Origin of the sequence: Peribacillus muralis, assembly GCF_001645685.2 — a bacterium.
GTDB classification, from domain to species: Bacteria; Bacillota; Bacilli; order Bacillales; family DSM-1321; genus Peribacillus; species Peribacillus muralis_A.
In genome coordinates, this window is sequence record NZ_CP017080.1 from 3,109,021 (window position 1) to 3,128,306 (window position 19,286).

A 19,286-nucleotide genomic window follows, 5' to 3' on the forward strand; every position below is an offset into this window, starting at 1 on the left:
TCTATTTACGTGGTTTTTTATAAAAAGGTGTTTGTATGATAACGGCTTTCAAACGTTTGGAGCGTATTTCCACTTCGACTGTTGCATCCAGTACCGAGTATTCCTTATCGATAAGCACCAATCCAACATTTTTCTTCAATGTAGGGGATTGGGTTCCGGTCGTGACCTCGCCAATGATTTTGTCGCCGCTGTATATCTTATAACCATGACGGGGAATCCCGCGGTCAATCATCTCAATTCCAACAAGCTTGCGGGGAGCCCCTTTTTCCTTTTGTTCGGCAAGAACGGCTTTCCCGAAAAAATCAGCCTCCTTATCCACTTTCACTGCAAAACCGATTCCAGCCTCTATCGGCGTGATGTCGGCCGATAGCTCCTGCCCATATAGCGGCAGCTTTGCTTCGAATCGCAGCGTATCCCGCGCACCCAAACCGATCGGCTGAATTCCTTCTTCCTGCCCGGCATCCAAAATCGCCTTCCATAGGGCAGGACCATTTTCACTGCGGCTATATATTTCAAAACCATCTTCACCTGTATATCCGGTACGGGAAACGATCGTTGCGATCCCGTTGATCATGACGTTTTCCTTGAACTTGAAAAAGCCAATTTCACTTAGGTCCGTGTCACCGGACAGTTTTTGCAATATCTCCTCAGCAGCCGGTCCTTGAAGGGCTAGCTGTGTATAGTCACTCGATACATTCGTAAGTTGGACATCATCCGGACAATTGGCCTGCAGCCAGTTAAAATCTTTTTCCGTGTTTGCTGCATTGACCACGAGCAAATAGTCGTCTTCGGCCAGTTTATAAACGATGAGATCATCAACCGTACCACCGTTTTCATAACACATAGCCGTATACAGCGCACCGCCCTGCTGCAGCTTCGATACATCGTTGGTAAGCATCTTCTGTAAAAAAGGGAGGCTTCCAGACCCCTTGACAACAACCTCACCCATATGGGATACATCGAATAATCCCGCCTTTGTACGGACTGCTTCATGCTCATCCTTGATGCCCGAAAATTGAACGGGAAGTTCCCAGCCGCCAAAATCAATCGTTTTTCCTCCGCTTTCCTGATAAACCTCGAATAGTGGTGTTCTTTTTAAATTGGTCAAAAAATGACCCCCTTCGGATTTTTTTTGGATTAAATGGCTTCATTGATCAATTAGCTTCTTAATCATTCGTGTTTCGGAAAAAAGCACAAAAAGGACAGAGAAAGCCCCCATGAGCTTTTTCTCTGTCCTGAAACCTGAAAGTTTACCTATATGATAGGTTTTCCCCTTTGGTGGCCGTCCTTAATTGGCGGCGCTCTCCAGAGTTGCGTCCAATAAGAGTTCTTTTGCCTGAGAGATTCACTGCTAAGTTTGCTCCTTCGGCGCTACATTCGTAGTCTCTCCCCTTATCTTCAACCGCATATAGATGGGTTACGAATGAAAGGGATCACTCCCGAGCATTCTTAATCCCTGGCATTCATGGAACGTGTTCGCTGCCTCCTCTTTTGAAAACTCCCGAAACTGATTGTATGCTCGCTTCAGTTAACTTGGATAAAGTGGGAGCCTATGGCCCATACTATGAAAAAACGAGCCACAAAATCAAAGTGCTACATGCATGGGAAATTGGAATTTTCTAAATATACTTATATCCTACCCTAAGAAACTTATCTCTGCAATATCTTTTGGAGATAATATTTTTCTTATTTCACATACGGAATGTTCGGATTTCGACCATATATTAAGGAAATTATGATGTAAGAGGGAGTTATTTCTATGAAAATCAATATATCCTCCAATTCTGAATGGAATGATGAGTTTCTGCAAAAAATTGAAAATGACGGCCCATGGGGAAATTGGGAGCTTTTTAAGCTGGCTGTTCAAATGGAGAAAAAACTCATCATCCCTGATTTTGAAGGGTTACAGGCACCCAAGCACCTTCCTCATTTAACCTCGCTTCCCCATCAATTGGAGGCAGCAAAACAAGTCGTGGAAACGATGAATGGAAAGGCCATTTTAGCTGATGAGGTGGGACTCGGAAAAACGATCGAAGCTGGGCTGATTTTAAAGGAATATATGATACGCGGTCTTGTCAAAAAGGTTTTGATCCTTGTACCTGCTTCCCTCGTTTCACAATGGGCATTTGAATTGAATACGAAATTTCATATCCCGGCAGTCGCCCAAAGGAAAAGCTATGTTTGGGAATCATGTGATGTTGTCATTTCTTCCATTGATACTGCGAAACGCGCTCCACATCGTGATATCATTTTCAATCAGGAATATGACTTCATCATCATTGATGAGGCTCATAAACTTAAAAATAACAAGACGAAGAACTATGAATTCGTCCAAAACCTGAAAAAGAAATTTTGTTTGCTCCTGACGGCAACTCCCATCCAAAATAAAGTGGAGGAGATCTTCCACCTTGTTTCCTTACTGAAACCAGGCCACTTAGGTAACGCGTCACTCTTTTCGGAGAAATATAAAGGAAAAGGAAAGAACATAATCGAAGACGAACGCCTCAAGGAACTGGTCAACACGGTCATGATTCGCAATCGAAGGGCCGATACTGGGATTGAATGGACAAAAAGGCATGTGGAAACCATCATCATCGAGTTTTCCCCGACCGAACAAGCCTTATATGATGCCGTTTCCCAATTCAAGCCTCTTTCAGATGGAACGAAAGGAAGCGCCTTTTCCGCTCTCACTCTCCAAAGAGAAGCTTGCTCAAGCAGGGAGGCGGTCTATTACACATTAAAAAATATGAAAGCAAAATATGAGGAGCCTTCGCCCGACTATACCGCAAAGCTTGATGATTTATTTACAAAAGTGAATGAAACGGTTCAGAACTCGAAGGCCGAAAAGGCTCTGGAACTCATCAAAAAAATCGATGATAAAGTAATCATTTTCACTGAATACAGAGCAACCCAACTTTATTTACAATGGTATTTACAACAAAACGGCATATCCTCCGTCCCTTTTCGCGGCGGCTTCAAACGCGGAAAGAAAGACTGGATGAGAGAATTGTTTCAAAAGAACATACAAGTATTAATTGCTACAGAAGCTGGCGGTGAAGGGATAAACCTGCAGTTTTGCCATCATTTGATTAATTTCGACCTACCATGGAACCCGATGAGACTTGAGCAAAGAATCGGGCGGATTCATCGGCTTGGTCAAGAAGAAGATGTCATGATTTATAACTTTGCCACGAAAAATACGGTTGAAGAGCATATTCTCAAGTTACTATATGAAAAGATTAATTTGTTTGAAAAGGTAATTGGGGAATTGGATGATATTCTAACCAAATTGGATATCAGCAATATTGAAGAATATTTAATAGATGTAGTCGGCGAGTCGAAAACCGAGGGTGAGATGAAAATCAAAATGGATAATTTTTCTTCGTTAATCCAATTCGCTCAAGCCATGAAGGAAGGTGAGGTTCATGCAGCAACAGGAAATTCATGATTTTTTACGAACTTACTTTAAAGCCAATGATTGCGAAATACTGGACGATGCAACCTCTCATCTCACCATTCAACTGACAATCGACATGGATAAAGAGTTAATGAATCGGCCTTTTTATTGGCATTATCTAGAAAAGACAGGCGGTATCCCGAACCCGGCAAGAATCACTTTCATAACCGATCAAGAAAAAGCACCGGCAGATTTAAAGGGGGAAATGATTCATTTCGGTTCACCTCGCCTTCATCAAATTATTCAATCCACAAAAAAACTGGCCGGGTATACGAGACTATTCGAGAATACACCACCGGCCAAAGGCGGGAATCACCCATTATTTCCATGGCTGACACTCAATGTGAAAATATCATATCAATGCGATCGTAAAAAAGATACATTTATGTCCATCGGTTTGAATCTCATCTCAGGGGAAATCAAGGAGGATTTCCACAATCGGCTCTTGCCAGTCAAGGTTACTCCTAAGATACCGGATTACTCCTTTACCCTTTCACCGCTCATCAAGCCTAAGAGTGGATTGGCAAGACTGGATACATACATCAGAACCAGCTTCGAGGAAGATGATCACACTTGGGCGGAAGAAGCCATGAGACGCTGGCAGGATGACTTGAATCTGCTGGAGCATTTTTACAAAGACATGGATGAAAAAAGTGAAAGCTATTTTACCGAAAAAGAGGCGCTCAAGGCCCAATATGAGCCAAACATCCGCATATCGATCATTAACGGAGGATTGTTTTACCTTTCAGACCGAGCATTGGGATAATCCGTCCCTCATTGTTATTAATCCGGCCTAACTCGAGATTAATCCGTCCCACATTGTATTAATCCGGCCTAACTCGAGATTAATTCGTCCCACAACGCCATTAATACGGCCTAACATGTAAATGTGAATCAAAATTCAAATAAAAAATAACTGTAAGCAAACTCCCGTATTTTAATCGAGTTTGCCTACAGTTTGAGATGTCCTTGTGCATCGTTGAGGATATCTGTTTCATTTTTTGATATTTTTCCTTACGAACATCGTCAACGCAAAAGGGACAATGCCAAACCAATGGGACATCCCATGATTTTTATCCTCTTTTCTATGACGCCGCTTTTCTTTTCGTTCTTTTTTGGTCAGATTAAAATATTCGACAAACTGTTGCGTCAAAAATTTTATATAAGCATTAGTAGACATTTGAAATCACCCTATGCGTAGCATGCCCGTTTTCCGCCGCTTTTATTCCTCCCCTTCTCTTAAACGAACCTAGGCCCTGAGTTCATCCCACCTGTTTTTCGATCCACCCGACCACCATCCCCGCTTCTTTATCATATTGAATGATGATCCTTCCCACTCGATCATTAGCAGTCGTGGAAGAAAATTCGATAAAGGCATATCGACCGTCTTGTTTCATTAACGAATACCGCACCAAACCATTGGGGTACGAAATGTCCCCTTGAAAAATTTCCGGAGTTTCCTCCTCCCACCCTGCCGTCACCTCCTTAACGGCAAGGTGAACAAGATGATCGGCCACTAGTGACTCTTCCACTTCTTTATAAAATCTTTTATCGATGATAAATTGATCAATCATTAAAATCATCAGCATGATGAAAATACTGGCTATAATCAGCACCATCGGGAAAACGACTCCTTTTTGATTATTCATCGGCTTCCTGCACATTTTTAAGATAAGGATGAAAGCTGCGGCTAAAAGTAGTCCCGGCCTTGTCCGTTATTTCCAAGATAATGACGCCGCCATCCTTCTCCACCTTAAATCGCGAAATATTCTGTAAAATGACTTCATGTCCCATTCCATCCACCCTCCTGCGAACCTTATCTTCATATTGTTCAATGAACGACAATTTTTCACCTGTAAGTAAATATAATCGGTTTCCAGCTACATCCTGAAACTTTGAGCTTCGAACCTCCTGCTGCATTTGCATGGTAAAGACCTCCCACTCTTTAGGATGCAATTTGTCAATGGCCCCTACCTGGGTTTGAATGATTGAAAAAAGCTGCAAGACAAAAAGAGAGATAATCAGCAAAATCAGCAGCGAAAAAAGCATTTCGATCATCGTAAAGCCATCATTTTGTCGCAGTATCACAAATGGTTTGACTTCTTCCTGACGCATCTTCATAACGTACACATCCTTCAATAGTCCCCATTGAGTCTTTACCGTCTTTCCAGATCATGCGATACATTCTTTCTTGAATTATGAATTCCTGCTCCATGCCTTGTATCTCCCCATCCATGAACGCCGTCAATCTCTCATACAATAAATGATGGGCTTCCGTTCTCATGATCATATTTTTGCGGTCCGTCATCACTTTCTCCAGAATCGGTAAAATCGACAGCACCAAAAATATACAAACAGAAAAGGCGGCTATCAGCTCAAGGTAGACATACCCTTTACAATTTCTCAATCCTGAACCTCCCTTTACCGATATTCAGAACCAATTTGTACTTCCCTTTTGGCGTGTCAATCCTCATCGTTCCTGCCTTTGATACATTTCCATTTTGATTAAAATGAAAGCTATGCCCCAAAGTGCTACTTAAAAAGTGAACATCTGCCGGTATGCTCCGTTCCAAGATCCTTCCCTCCTTGTACGAGGAAATGATATAAATCTTATTCCCGTTATTGATATGCAGGTAAATCAGGCTTTCATGGCTGATGGCATATTGTTGTGCATAAAAAAGATCCTCATGAAATTGGGAAAGGAACATCCTTTCTTCCATCCCTTTATGGAAGCGCGGATATAAATTGGGGGTTATGGAAAGCAGCAGTACGAAAATGGTGAGGACAATAAGGGTTTCCGACATGGTAAATCCCCCATTGGCAGTTTTCATTATTCCTTTTCTTCTACTCAACGATCGTTATCTTTCCATTTTTGTCCAAACTAATATCATCTCCATTCGGACAGGATGTCTGATTAAGGTAGCCTTGACTTTCCAATTCATCGATACTTCCAGGCAGCTTGGCATTGTCAATTTCATATGCCTGCACTTGAGCTTGAGCCATCTTAACGAATGCTTCACATCCTCTAGAATGGATTGTCGATTGATTCTTGGTGATATTGGGAATCGTAATAATCAAAAGTATCGATATGACAAGTAAAACAATAAGCATCTCAATTAGGGTGAAACCTCTTTCATTCAAAACTTTTTTCATATCTTCCTGCTCCAAAGCCTTTGGATTCAAAATGGCTTTCGTGCAGTTTTCACCTCCTAATAAAATTCTATATACCTTCGAGCAATGAAAACATCGGCAGTAAAACCGCTAAATAAATCGATACGATCAAGAGACCAATCACCGAAAACATTAGGGGCTGGAGAATTTTCAGGATGCCATTCATTCTCTCCTCCATTTTCTCAAGCAAAAATCGGCTGTAATGAAGCAACTCCACATCTAGCCTGCCATATTTTTGTCCATTTGCGGCAATCACTGACAAATTCATATCAAAATACGGAAGCTCCCGGAAAACCATTTCAAGCGAACGGCCCTCTGTCAGATCATCCTTAATGATCGAACATAGTTTTTGGTAGAATGGCTGCTGCTGATTTATCGAAAATAATTTAATGCTTTCGTTAATGGACAATCCCCCGGAAAGCATACCGCTGAATTGGCTCGCAAAAAAATAGGTTTCATATAATTTGATGAAGCTCCCGAATATTGGAATGCCCATTAATATTCTTCGCTGCCGTAAAGGGCATAATCTGTCAAACCAAAAATGCTTGAACAGAAGTAAGCATAGGAACAAGCCAAGCAAAATGAAGGGAAGAAGAGGAAGAATGAAGGAAAACGCTGACAACAGGATCAGGATGGCATTTTGGTCGACATCCATCGTGACATAGATAGCTTGAAATTTAGGAAGAAGGACACTTTGGAGAATATAAAACACGATACTTACAAAAAAAATCAAGAATATGGGGTAAATCAATATTTTTTTTACTTTATCCATATCTTCCGTTCTTTTCTTCCAATATCCCCCTCCTTCTTTCAACGCCCGATCAAGGTCGCCGTACTGCTCCCCATAAAAGATATAACTAACAAGTTGAGGATGAAAATGAAGATGGGTCAGCACCTGATGCAAGGGATAGCCATTTCTTAAATCTTGTAAGGCTTTAGCAAAATCGCCCGCCTTCTTCTTAGATTCTTGAAACTCCAGAAAATGGATAGCTTCTGCCAAGGGATAGCCATGACTTAATAATTCCCCTAGCTTCGTTACGAAGACGGCTTGTTCCTTCAACTGCCATTTACTTTTTGCCATCTTGATATACCAACCGGTCATATTCCTGTGAATCGACATAGCCCATCGCAACGGCTTTTCCAATTTCATCCCTTAATCGGCGATAGCTGATGAACGCGCTGCCCTTTTCGTCCTTAAGCATGTGAATAAGGTCGACCAAACTTTTTCCATATAGCATTTCATACACACTTGCCCTTTTCGCACAATTACAGTCGCCCATGCATGCAAGGCAGCGAAGTTCAACCAACCGCTGCGCCGTCACGCCAATCAAGCTTTGTTCAATCTCAAGCAAGCTTACACCAAATTCCAGCAATCTGGAGATGGCGCCTTGAGCATCCCTCGTATGCATCGTCGTAAGAATCAAGTGGCCGGTCAATGCGGCACGCACCGCGATTTTTGCCGTTTCTGCATCCCTGATTTCCCCCACTATGATCACATCAGGATCATGCCGCAGCACAGCTTTTAAGCCGACGGAATAGGTAATGCCCGCCTTTTCATTAATTTGGACCTGCAGCACCTTTTCGGACACATTTTCAATCGGATCTTCAAGTGTAATGATGTTTCGAGTAAGCATCACATGTGCATGATGGAGCAGGGAATATAAAGTCGTCGTTTTCCCGCTGCCTGTTGGACCTGTAAGAATAAGCATGCCATGGGAGTGCTTCAAAAGCGCAATTAATTTTTGAGCGGTTTTCGGGAATAAGGATAATTGTTCCAGAGGAAGGATCTTCTGTTGGGGTATCAAGCGGATGACCAGACTTTCGAGATAGGCAGTGGGAAGTGTGGAGAGGCGGAGCCCTACCACTTGGTCCGCTAAATTCATGGTGATGGCACCACTTTGCGGCCTCCTTTTCTCGCCAATATCCATCGCGGCAAGGAACTTCAAATGGGCTATCAGCCTTTCAGCTTCAAAGAACGATAACGTTTCCTGAGGTACGAGCTTATTATCTATCCTGAACTGGATAAATGGTCCCTCCTTGCGAAAAAAAATGTGGATGTCCGACGCCGATAACTGAATGGCACGAGTAAGGATTTTTTCTGCTGTCTTTTCAATTGATATCAAATCATTCATCACCTCCTGTTTTTCTTGAAGTAATATTTCGACAACGAACGACAATTTCCTGCTTTATCAATAAAAAAATCCCCGAAAAATTTCGAGAATCATCATTACATGCTCATTTTCAAATCCTGTTTTTTTGAAACCAAATTCTTCAATGCATCTTCATTGTGGCCGATCACTAATTTTTCCCCATCGGTAAGGATGGGCCTTCTTAATAGCCTTGGCTCTTTTGTAAGTAATTGGATCACATCAAAAAGCATCATTTCGTCAATATTAACATGTAAGCCTTTAAATGCCTCACTTCTAGTTGCCAATACCTCATCTAGCCCTTCTGTTGTCAATTCAAGAATTCGCATTAACTCTGCCTCCGTCGGAGTTTCTCTGAATAAATGGCGCTCGTCGAAGGAAATATGATTGGCATTTAACCATTTTTTTGTTTTACGGCAAGATGTACAACTAGGATACGAAAAGAAAGTTAATCGTTCCATTTTTACAACCCCTCAGTCACAATTTGTCTATTTATTCTTTTTATATAATCATTGTACAACATTTGTATAATGTATGTATATTTATATGCTCTATAATAACGTCTCAAATGTGAACTTTTTCTAACTATAGCGGGATTGCCCGTTCTCTTATTCCATTTTTTTCTGCCTGTATTATAATGAACAAGTAATACTATGGAAAAGCAGGAGGGCATTATGGAACATACTTTAAAAATCACGAACGTGTTAGCAGATCCTACTCGATATTATATATATCAATATATTGTGAACAATCATGGGGATGTGACGGTACAGCAAATTGCCGATTCGTTTAATATCCATCCAAATGTCGCCCGTCTACATTTATCAAAACTCGAAGATATTGAGATGTTGACATCGGAAGCTCGTAAAACGGGGAAAGGCGGACGCCCAAGCAGGCTTTATCGTTTGTCGGATAAAGTCATTCAGCTGCATTTTCCCTATAGGGATTATCAGCTGCTTTCAAGGATTAGCATCCAGACGATGATGACATTAGGCGAGCAAGGAAAACAGGCCCTTTACGATACGGGGAAAGTATTCGGAGAGGAGTTGGTCAACCAGCAATTAGCACTGAGCTTAAACTCGGTCAACAGTCTTACTTTTGAGGAAAAAGTCGGCATGCTTAAAAATGCCGCTGCCATTGCAGGGTTCTCGCCTGAAATTCAAGCAAGCGAAGAAGAAAATAAAATCCTCTTTCGTATCTTCAATTGTCCATTCAAGGAAGTTACAGCCGTAGAGCCAAGTATAATCTGCTCGATGCATAATTCATTCTTAAAAGGAATGTTCGAAGCCTTGTTTGATAATGTCCATATTGTGGAATTAGAAAATATGATGTCTGATTGTTCCACATGCTCTTATCAAGCATCGGTTCTCACATAGAAACAAAAGGCATCCTTTACATTACCTTACAATTTCATTTATAATTATTTGGAATGTACACGACTAAAAAAGGAGGGATTCGGATGGAACGCATGTTCAGAGTATGTGGATTTTGGACAGGAATTATGGCTATTTTCTTTTATCTCGGCCATATGCATCAAACGTCTTTACTTTTCTTTGCACAAACTATCTTTTTTGTTCTTTTAAGTTATTTGAAATTATCTGAGCGCATGTATATTTATGTTTTTGGCGCCTATCTCACCGTTTTCTTTGCAGGATTTTCGTACTGGAGCGTATTTATGATGACTCCTGGTGCCGCCCATTAAGTACGGAATAAGCATGATACATAACCCATGAATTTTGGTTCATGGGTTTTCACTTGTCATCATTCAGGAAAGACCTTTGCTGTTTCAGCTAGTTCCTTCGTTTGAAGCAGTACCCTGAAATGCTCGCTGAATCCGCCTGGAACGATTAATCCCCGTATTGCACGATTGCGTTTTGCCTTTTTTGAGAATGGATCCTTCTCTTGGTGTTCCTTCAGTTCCTGGAGGATTCCCGTTTTAAGCAGGAATTCATGCTGCTGATAAAGTTCACAGGTAGCTAAACCATTTTTTTTCCCACTATCCATTAATGTGTCAAAATGGATATGCGTGGTCAAATCCATATCACCTGGATACATAAGGGCATCTTTCATCATTTCATGCTGATGATAGCCCCTTAGGCTTCCCTTATGGTGTGCTGGCTCCATCCATTCTTCTTGAGTATAACCATAATCGATTGTAAGAAGGACCCCCGACTGGATGTTTGAGGCGATCTTTTCATATTCCTCAACCATTTTCAGCGGAATTTCGTATCTTTGCTTATCTTGTAATGTCACGGAACGTTCCGAAAGGTAAGTAAGGATATCAGGATTGTCCAAAGGTTCCTTCACTTCCAACAATCGGCCATCCTTAACCGTGACGAAGACCTCTACAAGGGCTCCGTCATCCTTTTCAATGACATGAACAGGCAAAGCATCGAAGAATTCATTTGAAAACACGATTCCATTCATGTTTGTCCATTCTTCTGCCTCAGAAGCAAAACATGCCTGTTTGAACATCCCAATACGCTCTTGCTGCGCCTTTTTATGAAATGGACTTGTTTCGACCAGAACATACGTCAGCGAGTCCCAAATCTGCGGCTCGGTTTCTTTAATATAGACAAGAATGTCATATGCAAGCTTCCCCTCTCCTGCACCGATTTCAACGATTTTCGGGGATATCCCGCACACCTTTATCAAGTGAACGAACCACCTTGCTAGGGACCTCCCAAATGCGTCCCCGACATTGCCCGACGTATAAAAATCCCCTTTGGAACCAATCTTCTTTTTTTGCTTCACATAGTAACCGATGGCGGGGGCATATAAAGCGGCATTCATGTAGTCATGATAGGAAATTCTCTTTTTTGGGCTGCTTTCAATCATTTTTTTCAGGTGATGCTTCAACATAACGCCTCCTCTTCCTTCATCCTACATAACGAATGAGTTTGTTTCTTTGACATCCATGCACAAAAACCCGATTGATTTTTCACGAAACAATCTTTTTCATCCAGGAAATATATTCAGTATAATTCCACGTACTTTTTCAATATTCTAACATTTTCGGACCGAAAAATAAAACAGGTGCCATATGGCACCTGAAAAAGCGATTATCTCAAGAATGGATTGGCATTCTTTTCATCTAAAATGGTCGTGACTGGCCCATGTCCCGGAAAAACGATCGTATCATCAGGCAGCGGCAGCAGTTTCGTATCAATGCTATTTAACAGCACTTGTTCACTTCCGCCTATTAAATCTGTCCTGCCGACGCTTCCCTGGAACAAGACATCACCCGAAAAGAGCAGCCGTTCATCCCTTGCAAAATAGGATACACTGCCTGGTGAGTGCCCTGGTGTTTCAAAAATGTCGAAAGTGAAGCCTCCAATGGTAAGCTTTTGCTCATTTGCAATGATATGGTCTGCCGGCTTCATGCGCATCGGGTTTTCTGGAAACCAGTTCAAGGAGCCATTCAACGCGGGATCAAGCAGCCACTTGGCCTCTTTTTCATGAAGATAGGCAGGCACTTCATAATGATCCCGGATGGCATCAAGAGCACCAATATGATCAAAATGAGCATGTGTCAATAAAATCGCCAAAGGCTTCAATTTTTTTGTTTGTATATATTGTATGATTTTCTGCGGCTCTTCTCCCGGATCGACAATGATGCAATCATTTCCATCGGAAACTACATAACAATTCGTTTGCAGCGGGCCTAGAGGGATTTGTGTCCATTTCATTTCCATCAACTCCAATATGATATTCTCTCTCCATCTTACACCAAATCATGTCGTTCATGTTAATCCACTTCACTACAAGCTAAGTGAGATTCACCTTTAAACCTCGACAAATAATTGAAAAAATATTAAAATATTAACAAATGCATTCTTTTCTACATATTTTTGGTAGTTGTTTTATCCTCTGGGTATATTATTAAGGATTGGCATTACGAAAAAAGGGGGTTTTAAGATGATATTAATGGTCGTATTCGGACTGGTGGCTATATTGGGAGTAGCTGCTGTATTTACCTCATTAAAAAAGAGAAACTTCTTAGGATTCATTTTTGCAGCCGGCAGTGCGGTCGTATTCGGCTGGTTCACTGTCATGACGATCATCAACAGCGGCTTTCCTGTTGCCCATTAACGAAAAAAAGGTTTTGGAAGGATATCCCTTCCGAAACCTTTTTTGATTCCCCGATTGCCTAAAGTTTGGAGTATTTGTACTTAGACCGTTACATTGCACCCGGTGTGAAAACTTAGGTTAGAATTGAAACGATCTGGATGCAATTTTGTGGAAGTCTCAACGAAGGTTATGACATACAGTAGTGTTTCTATTCATATTGTCCTAATGGATCCGGGTTACGTAATAACAAAACATCCACTACAAAACGTACCTTAGTGTTAAAGAAGATATCAATACAATGGCACAAATACATACAATAACAAGTGAAATTCGGATTTATCCTTACAAGCAATACAGGTAGATGTAGAGGTAGTTTTATTTTATTAAGGTTGTGTTATTATTTGCTCCACTTTATTAAGAGTCATCGCATTACTTGGAATAAATTGAGCAGTCAGTTGATAGTCTCCTTTTGAAAGCAACTTCGAATGTATCGTTATCGTATACTCCCATGTTTCTCCTTTTTTAAGCTCTTTGTAATGTTCTTTAGTTGGTTGAGGTTCAACTGTAATGATTGTATCCCCTTTAATTGAACGATTCTTTAAAGAGTGGATTTCTACATCTATTTCATCCCCTATATCAAACCGCAGATTAACATTTTTATTAGCCTTATTAGCAATTTTATAAGTAAAAATCTCATAGTCTTTTTCTGTCAATCGATGTTCAAGCGATTGTTCGACGCTCAGTTCGATTGCATTGTTCCCTTTATCCATTTGAGCTATGTAGGAGTAATATCCAAATGCTATTAATGAAATAGACACAATAACAACAATACTACTCATAAGTAACTTACTCATACTATCCCCCCTTCAACCATTGTGTATGGCAAAAAAATGCTTAGAACAGAAAGAGAGTAATTCATCCTCTCTTTCTGTTAATTAGTAACTTTTCACACTGCTTTTAGGAGGATTGTCAGCGTAGTCTTTACCCGTTCCTGTAGAAATTCCGTATGAAAAACCTCCTGAGCCACCACCTATAGATGGAGTGATCATTGTGAAAGCATGAGAATATTCTACCATTGCCTGTAAAGGTCCATTGTTTTTACTTGAAGCAGACTTAGGCAGATAAATATATTGTGTGAATTTTCCGATATCATCATGCGATCCAGCACGTAGATCTACTTTCCAAGACATACCCGCTTTTAATGAAGGTTTAAAAACAGTAACAGATTCAGTAATGGGAATTGCACCATAATAGGTATGAGATAATTTACTTGTAGATTTATACCAAGCGTTATCAGTCCAGGCTAGAGCAAAAAGATCCACGTACCGATTTTTTGGCATGCTATTCCAATTATAACTACCCTTTATTTTAAACTGTTTTTCATTACTATTCTTGATTCCAAGATAAGACGCACTTACTTTTAGAGTAATACTTCCACCATTCTTTAAATTTTGAGCTTGAACATCCCCACTAAATTCATCTTCCGGTACAAGAGTATAAGTCGTTTCAGAATAGTCAGGATTCATAGCTCCTTCAGATATAAACTCTTGCAATTCTTGATTAGTTGTTCCATTGATAGCTTCTTCTGACCAACCTGCTTCAGTTAGAAATGCCAATTCTTCTTCATTTAATTCATCTTGTTTTGAATCTGTTTGGATGTTATCTGGATTGTACGGTTCTACATATTGAGAGATAGAAGGATCAATATTCACCAAATTATATTTTTTTTGATTATCTATTGTTGTAGCGAAGTTTTTTAATTTTGTGTGTATTTCTTTATTATCAAGGTTTACATTTTGTGACCAAAGAAGGGCTGCAGCTCCTGAAACATATGAGGCAGCTATAGAAGTTCCACTTGCAGTTATATGATCGCCATTTAAATCTAAAGTTTGAATATTTACTCCCGGGGCAACCAGTTCTAATTGATTGCTATAATTAGACAGTGAACTCATTTGATTATAGAAGTCTGAGGCTCCAACACCAATTACATTATCATAGGCGGCCGGATAAGTAACTTTTTCAGTCCCCTCATTTCCAACTGAAGAAATCATTAAAACTCCTTGTTCATAAGCTTTATCAATTACATTTTTCAATATTTCAGATTCTTTAATACCACCGAAGCTCATGTTTATAATATTGATATCTTCTTCAATTGCCCACTCAATTCCTTCAATTATATCACTATATTGTCCTGTTCCATTTTGATCAAGTACTTTCCCAACATATAATTTAACATCTGGAGCTACTCCGTGGAACCCAGAACTTTCATATGAAGTTGCAATTATACTAGATACTGCTGTTCCGTGACCGTTTAAATCAATAACTCCTTCTTCACTATCTATAAATGAAGCTTGCTTTTCTATTACTATCCCAGAATGATTTGAAATTCCCGTGTCTAAAATGGCAAGTTTAATACCTTTTCCAGTAATACCATTTTCATGTGCTTTATCAGCATTAATTCTTTTTGTCCCCCAACTATATCCATTTTCTAGATATGTTTCTCCATTTAAAGGAGTAGATTGTACTGTTACATCTTCTTCAATCAATTTTACACTTGGATTTTTCTTTATTTTATATAATTCATCAGTTGTTAATGATGCTTTTGCAGTCTTAAAATGCTTGTATTTTCCTTTAATTTCCCCTCCCTCTTTTTCTATTAATTTAGTATCCAATTTTTTATTAAACTCTACTAAATAGTTTTTTTCGCCTTGATTCTTTGCCTTAATTGCACGAGGCTGTGAAAAAAATGAAAATATTAAGATAAAAACCGCAATAAATGAAATTATTTTTTTCAACTAATACATCTCCTAGTTCTTTCTTGTCTTAAATTAATTTTTTAACAAATTCACTAATGCGATGGAATGTTACATACCTATAAATCATCTGGAGTATATGAAACAGAAACATCGCAGAGGTAATAATTGTTTTCAGCCCTCCCTAATAATACAAAACTTACTACGGTGGATTTGTTAATAATCAAATTAAATCATGTAAAACTACACCATAGCGTCCCTATTTTGAAATGTGCATTCTCAAATTTGGAATTAGCAATTCGAACTAGTAGGTTTATATGAGGACTTTTCATTATCATGGGGCCCGATTTAATAGTTAGGTAATTTAGCGAAGAATCTCGTGAAGTCTCGGAGACTATGTCAGTATCGCAAGTGTCTACACTATTATTATCCAGGCTAATTATATGGATTAACTGAGAACAATGGAAATTCCATAACACTCACAGTGGAATGAAACGGAAGGCGGCGACACTCCTGGGGGAAATGCGCGTCTTCGTGAGACCCCGCAGGCTGGAAGCCAAGGAGGCTCACGGACCGCCCGCGGAAAGCGAGTGCCTGAAGTGCAATGAAACGGTCTAAGTAGCCCCCCCATACTGTGGGCAGAGATGTTCTTTCTATCTATTAAATCTAAGTGGAATGCAACGGAAGGCGGCGACACTCCTGGGGGAAATGCAGTCTACGTGAGATCCCGCAGGCTGGAAGCCGAGGAGGCTCACGGACCGCCCGCGGAAAGCGAGTGCCTGAAGTGCAATGAAACGGTCTAAGTAGAAACCTCATACTGTGGGCAGAGATGTTCTTTCTATCTGTTAAATCTAAGTGGAGTGGAACGGAAGGCATCGAGACTCCTGCGGGAAATGCGTGTCAACGAATGAAACGGTCGATGGACAGAAACTAACGTGGGTAATAGAGGATTTATAATAGTTTTCACGCAAAGTCGTTTAAAAAACAGTGTTCAGATTTTCTGAACCTAAAAAAATACTGAAGGTACACTCCATCCTTACAAAGTGTGCCTACAGTATAAAAGCTCGCCATTGTGGCGAGCTTGTGGTTTAAGTCATGATTGTTTAAATAGTCTTTGTATTTGATGGGTTTTCATATCAATGATTTTCTCGAATTGATATCCATATAAGCAGAAGTTGCCATCAAGCGAACAGCTTAACGGTTCATTTTCCATGTCCTTCATCACTTCTTCTTGTGTGCCTTTTTCCCAATTTAATTTAGTCAAGGTAAACCTTCCCTCATATTGGTCCGCGTCTTTTGATTCATTTGGAATGAACGTTATGAATTCCTTGTTTTTTTCATTGAAATCATAGGAAGGAATCACCCAATCTGAAAAGCTTTTCAATAGCGGCACGGAAAAAGAGTGAATCGGCTTGTTTGTTTGATCATAAAAAGCGTATGTACCCCGATCATGTTGTTCTGTCTCCACTTGAATCGTCATAAGCGCATGCTTCATTTTTTTAAAGTGAATGACATCGAGCATAAGGCTATCCGCCCCATCAGCATTCAACGCTTTTTTTACTAAGGGAGCCGTCAAAGCAGGTTCATTCCTATCCCAATCGAGAAACATCAATTCCTTTTCACCCGCCCACTGTGCAAAGGGCTGTGGAAAATCGAGTGCTTCCATTGATTGTTCATCCGGGTTCAGCACATAGGAGCTGTATGTCCAATCTTCATTAAAACTAGATAAAAACAGCGTTCCATCTCGATAGGAGTTCCACTCATAAGCTAATTCATAGGCTGGTATCGCCACAGAATACAATGGATTGCCTGTACGGTCGAGAATGGTGATTGATGCTTTGCCTGAAGATGTGAAGGACGATATCAAGACATGCGTTCCAGATGGACTGATTGAAACTTCGGAAAACGCAGTGGCAGGCTGATAGAAAACGGATGTGTCATTCGTTTTCGTATTCCAAGTCATTAGCTGGGGGAGTTCATTGCCATCCCGCTTTCCAGCAAATAAAATGGTTTTGGAATCAAGCCATCCATAAATCGCGTCGATTTTTTCGGTTTCAGCAGTCGGGATCTTCCATTCACGCGAAGAATTCCCCATATTCGATTGGGAGTGTTCTTTTTCCGTATCAGTTACGGGTTTACTAAGGTCCTTGGAAGGCTCACAAGCCGAGATAAGAAGGATAGTGGAGATAAATAATGGGACGAAACACAACATCTTGCAAATGGTAATCCGCATACAAAGCGCTGCTTTGATTGCTTTAATCTCCACACACCTCCAACTTCAAAACTAAAAAACGCCTGGCATATGTGAGCGAGACATTAGAAAGACGCAAGGATCACTCGAATCCTTACGACTTTCATTATAAAGTAAAAAAGTGAAAATGTGGCGAATAATTATCTTATATTTTTGTGGAAGTATATTCCTTAGTCAAATCGGCTCACATATACAGCCCTGCCATTAAAATCTTCACGGAATCTTCATAAATGCCAGGCAGATGCGATAAAGGAAGTGGATTGATTCCCTTCCCCAGCTCAATCGTGAATCCAGGCCGTTTGAATTCCTGAATGAACCAATCTTTATAGCCGGCATGGCTATCAACGTAGCGAACGGCACGATATCCGCTGCACTCTTCAAACTCCCTTGCGATATTCGCTGAATGCTCAGGCTCATATCCTTCATATCCCCAATAAAATTCCTTTCCCTGTGTATGAAGCGCGATCACGCCTTCAAAATTCCGCTTTTCAGCCAACTCCTTCATGGCTAATGCTTCTGGCTCCGATATTGGGAACTCTCCCGGGAAATCCCTCGGAGCAGGAAATTTTGGAAGCTTTCTTTCCTTTTCAATCTCCCAATTAGCAGGATATTGATTATTCAGGTCCACACCACGGATATTGGCCTTCCAGGCGTAAAAGGCTGGGTTGCCGTTATTCATCTTTATAACATCAAATTTCCCTTCAGCGGCTGGCTCACCTTTTATCACTAGGTCAACTCCATCTGGATCGACCATCGGTACGAATGAGATGGTCACATTTTGATAAAAAGGCATGCAGTCCACACCGCAAAGCCGGCAATCATTCGTAACCGCCAACAGGAAATCATTCAGCCATTTCATCAATACTGCCGAGGTGATCCATTCGTTGGCATGGAATGAGCCGTTATAATGGATCACCTTCTTCCCTTGACCGACCCTTACTTCAAAAAGCTCTTTTCCTAATACACTCTTCCCGATCGATTCAACTTGAATGAAGGGATAATGAAAAGAAAGAATGTCAAGGTCATCAAGAAGGGATTGGTAATCATACGGTTTGTCGATGATAAGCAAGGGATCGATGATCCTAACCGGCACGGAAAACGTTTCTTTTTCAACTTGATTCAATAATGATAAAGCATCGACGGGCAATTGGGCTCGTAACGCGATCTCTTTCAACGTACTCCCCGAACGGGATTCTTTCCCCGTAACAAACCCGGGAATCTGCACCTCGATGTCTGTTGGCAAAATCCCTTCAGAGATGGTGGGATTGGCATCCGCCAGTAAAACTTGAGGGATTTGGAACAATTCACTGTAATAAGTCAATGTATCCCCGCTTCTGCTCACGACTTTCATATAATGTTCCGCCCCCTTCCTAGTCTGATTTTATGAAGCGATCTCCAAAAAAATGTTCGGAAGAGCACTACAAAAAAAACCTGGA

The 19,286-nt window shown here is 40.6% G+C and carries 21 protein-coding genes and 2 riboswitches; of the genes, 5 read left to right on the forward strand and 16 right to left on the reverse strand.

Features of this window, described 5'->3' with window-relative positions:
- Nucleotide 1 precedes the first annotated feature (1 nt).
- Nucleotides 2-1,108 (reverse strand): glycine cleavage system aminomethyltransferase GcvT, encoded by a 1,107-nt coding sequence (gene gcvT / locus ABE28_RS15080; RefSeq protein WP_064463326.1) that lies wholly within the window; start codon nt 1,106-1,108, stop codon nt 2-4.
- Between the two features lie 120 nt (nt 1,109-1,228).
- Nucleotides 1,229-1,311: riboswitch (glycine riboswitch) on the reverse strand.
- Nucleotides 1,312-1,314: 3 nt separating this feature from the next.
- A riboswitch (glycine riboswitch) is annotated at nt 1,315-1,402 on the reverse strand.
- Between the two features lie 357 nt (nt 1,403-1,759).
- Between gcvT and ABE28_RS15085 the strand changes: the two genes are divergently transcribed.
- Together ABE28_RS15085 and ABE28_RS15090 are read left to right on the forward strand one after the other, a co-directional pair.
- Nucleotides 1,760-3,448 (forward strand): DEAD/DEAH box helicase, encoded by a 1,689-nt coding sequence (locus tag ABE28_RS15085; RefSeq protein WP_064463328.1) that lies wholly within the window; start codon nt 1,760-1,762, stop codon nt 3,446-3,448.
- Nucleotides 3,426-4,223 carry a YqhG family protein gene (locus tag ABE28_RS15090; protein ID WP_064463330.1) on the forward strand — a complete coding sequence of 266 codons (798 nt, stop codon included), beginning with the start codon at nt 3,426-3,428 and terminating at the stop codon, nt 4,221-4,223. The genes ABE28_RS15085 and ABE28_RS15090 overlap by 23 nt, the downstream gene beginning before the upstream one ends.
- 228 nt (nt 4,224-4,451) lie before the next feature.
- On the opposite strand, the gene ABE28_RS15095 is transcribed toward ABE28_RS15090, so the two are convergent.
- The 9 genes from ABE28_RS15095 to ABE28_RS15135 all read right to left on the reverse strand — a co-directional run bounded on the left by ABE28_RS15095 (nt 4,452) and on the right by ABE28_RS15135 (nt 9,236).
- A complete protein-coding gene (locus tag ABE28_RS15095; RefSeq protein ID WP_064463332.1) occupies nt 4,452-4,637 on the reverse strand; it encodes a YqzE family protein in 186 nt (61 codons plus the stop codon).
- 82 nt (nt 4,638-4,719) lie between these two features.
- Nucleotides 4,720-5,106, reverse strand: coding sequence for a competence type IV pilus minor pilin ComGG (gene comGG / locus ABE28_RS15100; protein WP_064463334.1), 387 nt, complete (start codon nt 5,104-5,106; stop codon nt 4,720-4,722).
- Nucleotides 5,099-5,578: a competence type IV pilus minor pilin ComGF gene (gene comGF / locus ABE28_RS15105; RefSeq protein ID WP_064463336.1), complete on the reverse strand. Its 480-nt coding sequence runs from the start codon at nt 5,576-5,578 to the stop codon at nt 5,099-5,101. Before comGF ends, comGG begins: the two co-directional genes overlap by 8 nt.
- Nucleotides 5,526-5,864 carry a hypothetical protein gene (locus tag ABE28_RS15110; protein WP_064463338.1) on the reverse strand — a complete coding sequence of 113 codons (339 nt, stop codon included), beginning with the start codon at nt 5,862-5,864 and terminating at the stop codon, nt 5,526-5,528. The genes comGF and ABE28_RS15110 overlap by 53 nt, the downstream gene beginning before the upstream one ends.
- The gene (gene comGD / locus ABE28_RS15115; protein WP_064463340.1) at nt 5,851-6,261 is read right to left on the reverse strand and encodes a competence type IV pilus minor pilin ComGD; all 411 of its coding nucleotides are present in this window, start codon (nt 6,259-6,261) and stop codon (nt 5,851-5,853) included. Before comGD ends, ABE28_RS15110 begins: the two co-directional genes overlap by 14 nt.
- A gap of 40 nt (nt 6,262-6,301) precedes the next feature.
- Entirely contained in the window at nt 6,302-6,610 is a 309-nt protein-coding gene (comGC, locus tag ABE28_RS15120; RefSeq protein ID WP_064463701.1) for a competence type IV pilus major pilin ComGC, read from the reverse strand.
- A 67-nt stretch (nt 6,611-6,677) separates the two neighbouring features.
- A complete protein-coding gene (gene comGB, locus ABE28_RS15125; RefSeq protein WP_064463341.1) occupies nt 6,678-7,709 on the reverse strand; it encodes a competence type IV pilus assembly protein ComGB in 1,032 nt (343 codons plus the stop codon).
- Nucleotides 7,696-8,760, reverse strand: a complete 1,065-nt coding sequence (gene comGA / locus ABE28_RS15130; protein ID WP_373921284.1) for a competence type IV pilus ATPase ComGA — start codon at nt 8,758-8,760, stop codon at nt 7,696-7,698. The genes comGB and comGA overlap by 14 nt, the downstream gene beginning before the upstream one ends.
- Nucleotides 8,761-8,855: 95 nt before the next feature.
- Nucleotides 8,856-9,236: a Spx/MgsR family RNA polymerase-binding regulatory protein gene (locus tag ABE28_RS15135; protein WP_064463343.1), complete on the reverse strand. Its 381-nt coding sequence runs from the start codon at nt 9,234-9,236 to the stop codon at nt 8,856-8,858.
- Nucleotides 9,237-9,449: 213 nt separating this feature from the next.
- On the opposite strand from ABE28_RS15135, the gene ABE28_RS15140 reads away from it, so the two are divergent.
- Together ABE28_RS15140 and ABE28_RS15145 are read left to right on the forward strand one after the other, a co-directional pair.
- Complete coding sequence (locus ABE28_RS15140) at nt 9,450-10,151, forward strand: helix-turn-helix transcriptional regulator (RefSeq protein WP_064463345.1); 702 nt, start codon at nt 9,450-9,452, stop codon at nt 10,149-10,151.
- Between the two features lie 83 nt (nt 10,152-10,234).
- Nucleotides 10,235-10,477 carry a DUF2626 domain-containing protein gene (locus ABE28_RS15145; protein ID WP_034308393.1) on the forward strand — a complete coding sequence of 81 codons (243 nt, stop codon included), beginning with the start codon at nt 10,235-10,237 and terminating at the stop codon, nt 10,475-10,477.
- A 59-nt stretch (nt 10,478-10,536) separates the two neighbouring features.
- Here the strand turns inward: ABE28_RS15145 and ABE28_RS15150 are convergent, their stop codons facing one another.
- Nucleotides 10,537-11,637, reverse strand: a complete 1,101-nt coding sequence (locus ABE28_RS15150; RefSeq protein WP_064463347.1) for a class I SAM-dependent methyltransferase — start codon at nt 11,635-11,637, stop codon at nt 10,537-10,539.
- A 200-nt stretch (nt 11,638-11,837) separates the two neighbouring features.
- The gene (locus ABE28_RS15155) at nt 11,838-12,464 is read right to left on the reverse strand and encodes an MBL fold metallo-hydrolase (protein ID WP_064463349.1); all 627 of its coding nucleotides are present in this window, start codon (nt 12,462-12,464) and stop codon (nt 11,838-11,840) included.
- Nucleotides 12,465-12,693: 229 nt separating this feature from the next.
- On the opposite strand from ABE28_RS15155, the gene ABE28_RS15160 reads away from it, so the two are divergent.
- Entirely contained in the window at nt 12,694-12,867 is a 174-nt protein-coding gene (locus ABE28_RS15160) for a DUF2759 domain-containing protein (RefSeq protein WP_064505148.1), read from the forward strand.
- A 362-nt stretch (nt 12,868-13,229) separates the two neighbouring features.
- On the opposite strand, the gene ABE28_RS15165 is transcribed toward ABE28_RS15160, so the two are convergent.
- From ABE28_RS15165 to ABE28_RS15180, 4 genes are all read right to left on the reverse strand, one after another.
- Nucleotides 13,230-13,700: a hypothetical protein gene (locus ABE28_RS15165; RefSeq protein ID WP_064463351.1), complete on the reverse strand. Its 471-nt coding sequence runs from the start codon at nt 13,698-13,700 to the stop codon at nt 13,230-13,232.
- An 81-nt stretch (nt 13,701-13,781) separates the two neighbouring features.
- Complete coding sequence (locus ABE28_RS15170; RefSeq protein WP_064463354.1) at nt 13,782-15,641, reverse strand: S8 family peptidase; 1,860 nt, start codon at nt 15,639-15,641, stop codon at nt 13,782-13,784.
- A 1,051-nt stretch (nt 15,642-16,692) separates the two neighbouring features.
- The gene (locus ABE28_RS15175; RefSeq protein WP_064463356.1) at nt 16,693-17,865 is read right to left on the reverse strand and encodes a YqgU-like beta propeller domain-containing protein; all 1,173 of its coding nucleotides are present in this window, start codon (nt 17,863-17,865) and stop codon (nt 16,693-16,695) included.
- Nucleotides 17,866-18,034: 169 nt separating this feature from the next.
- A complete protein-coding gene (locus ABE28_RS15180) occupies nt 18,035-19,201 on the reverse strand; it encodes a M14 family zinc carboxypeptidase (RefSeq protein WP_064463358.1) in 1,167 nt (388 codons plus the stop codon).
- Nucleotides 19,202-19,286: the final 85 nt, after the last annotated feature.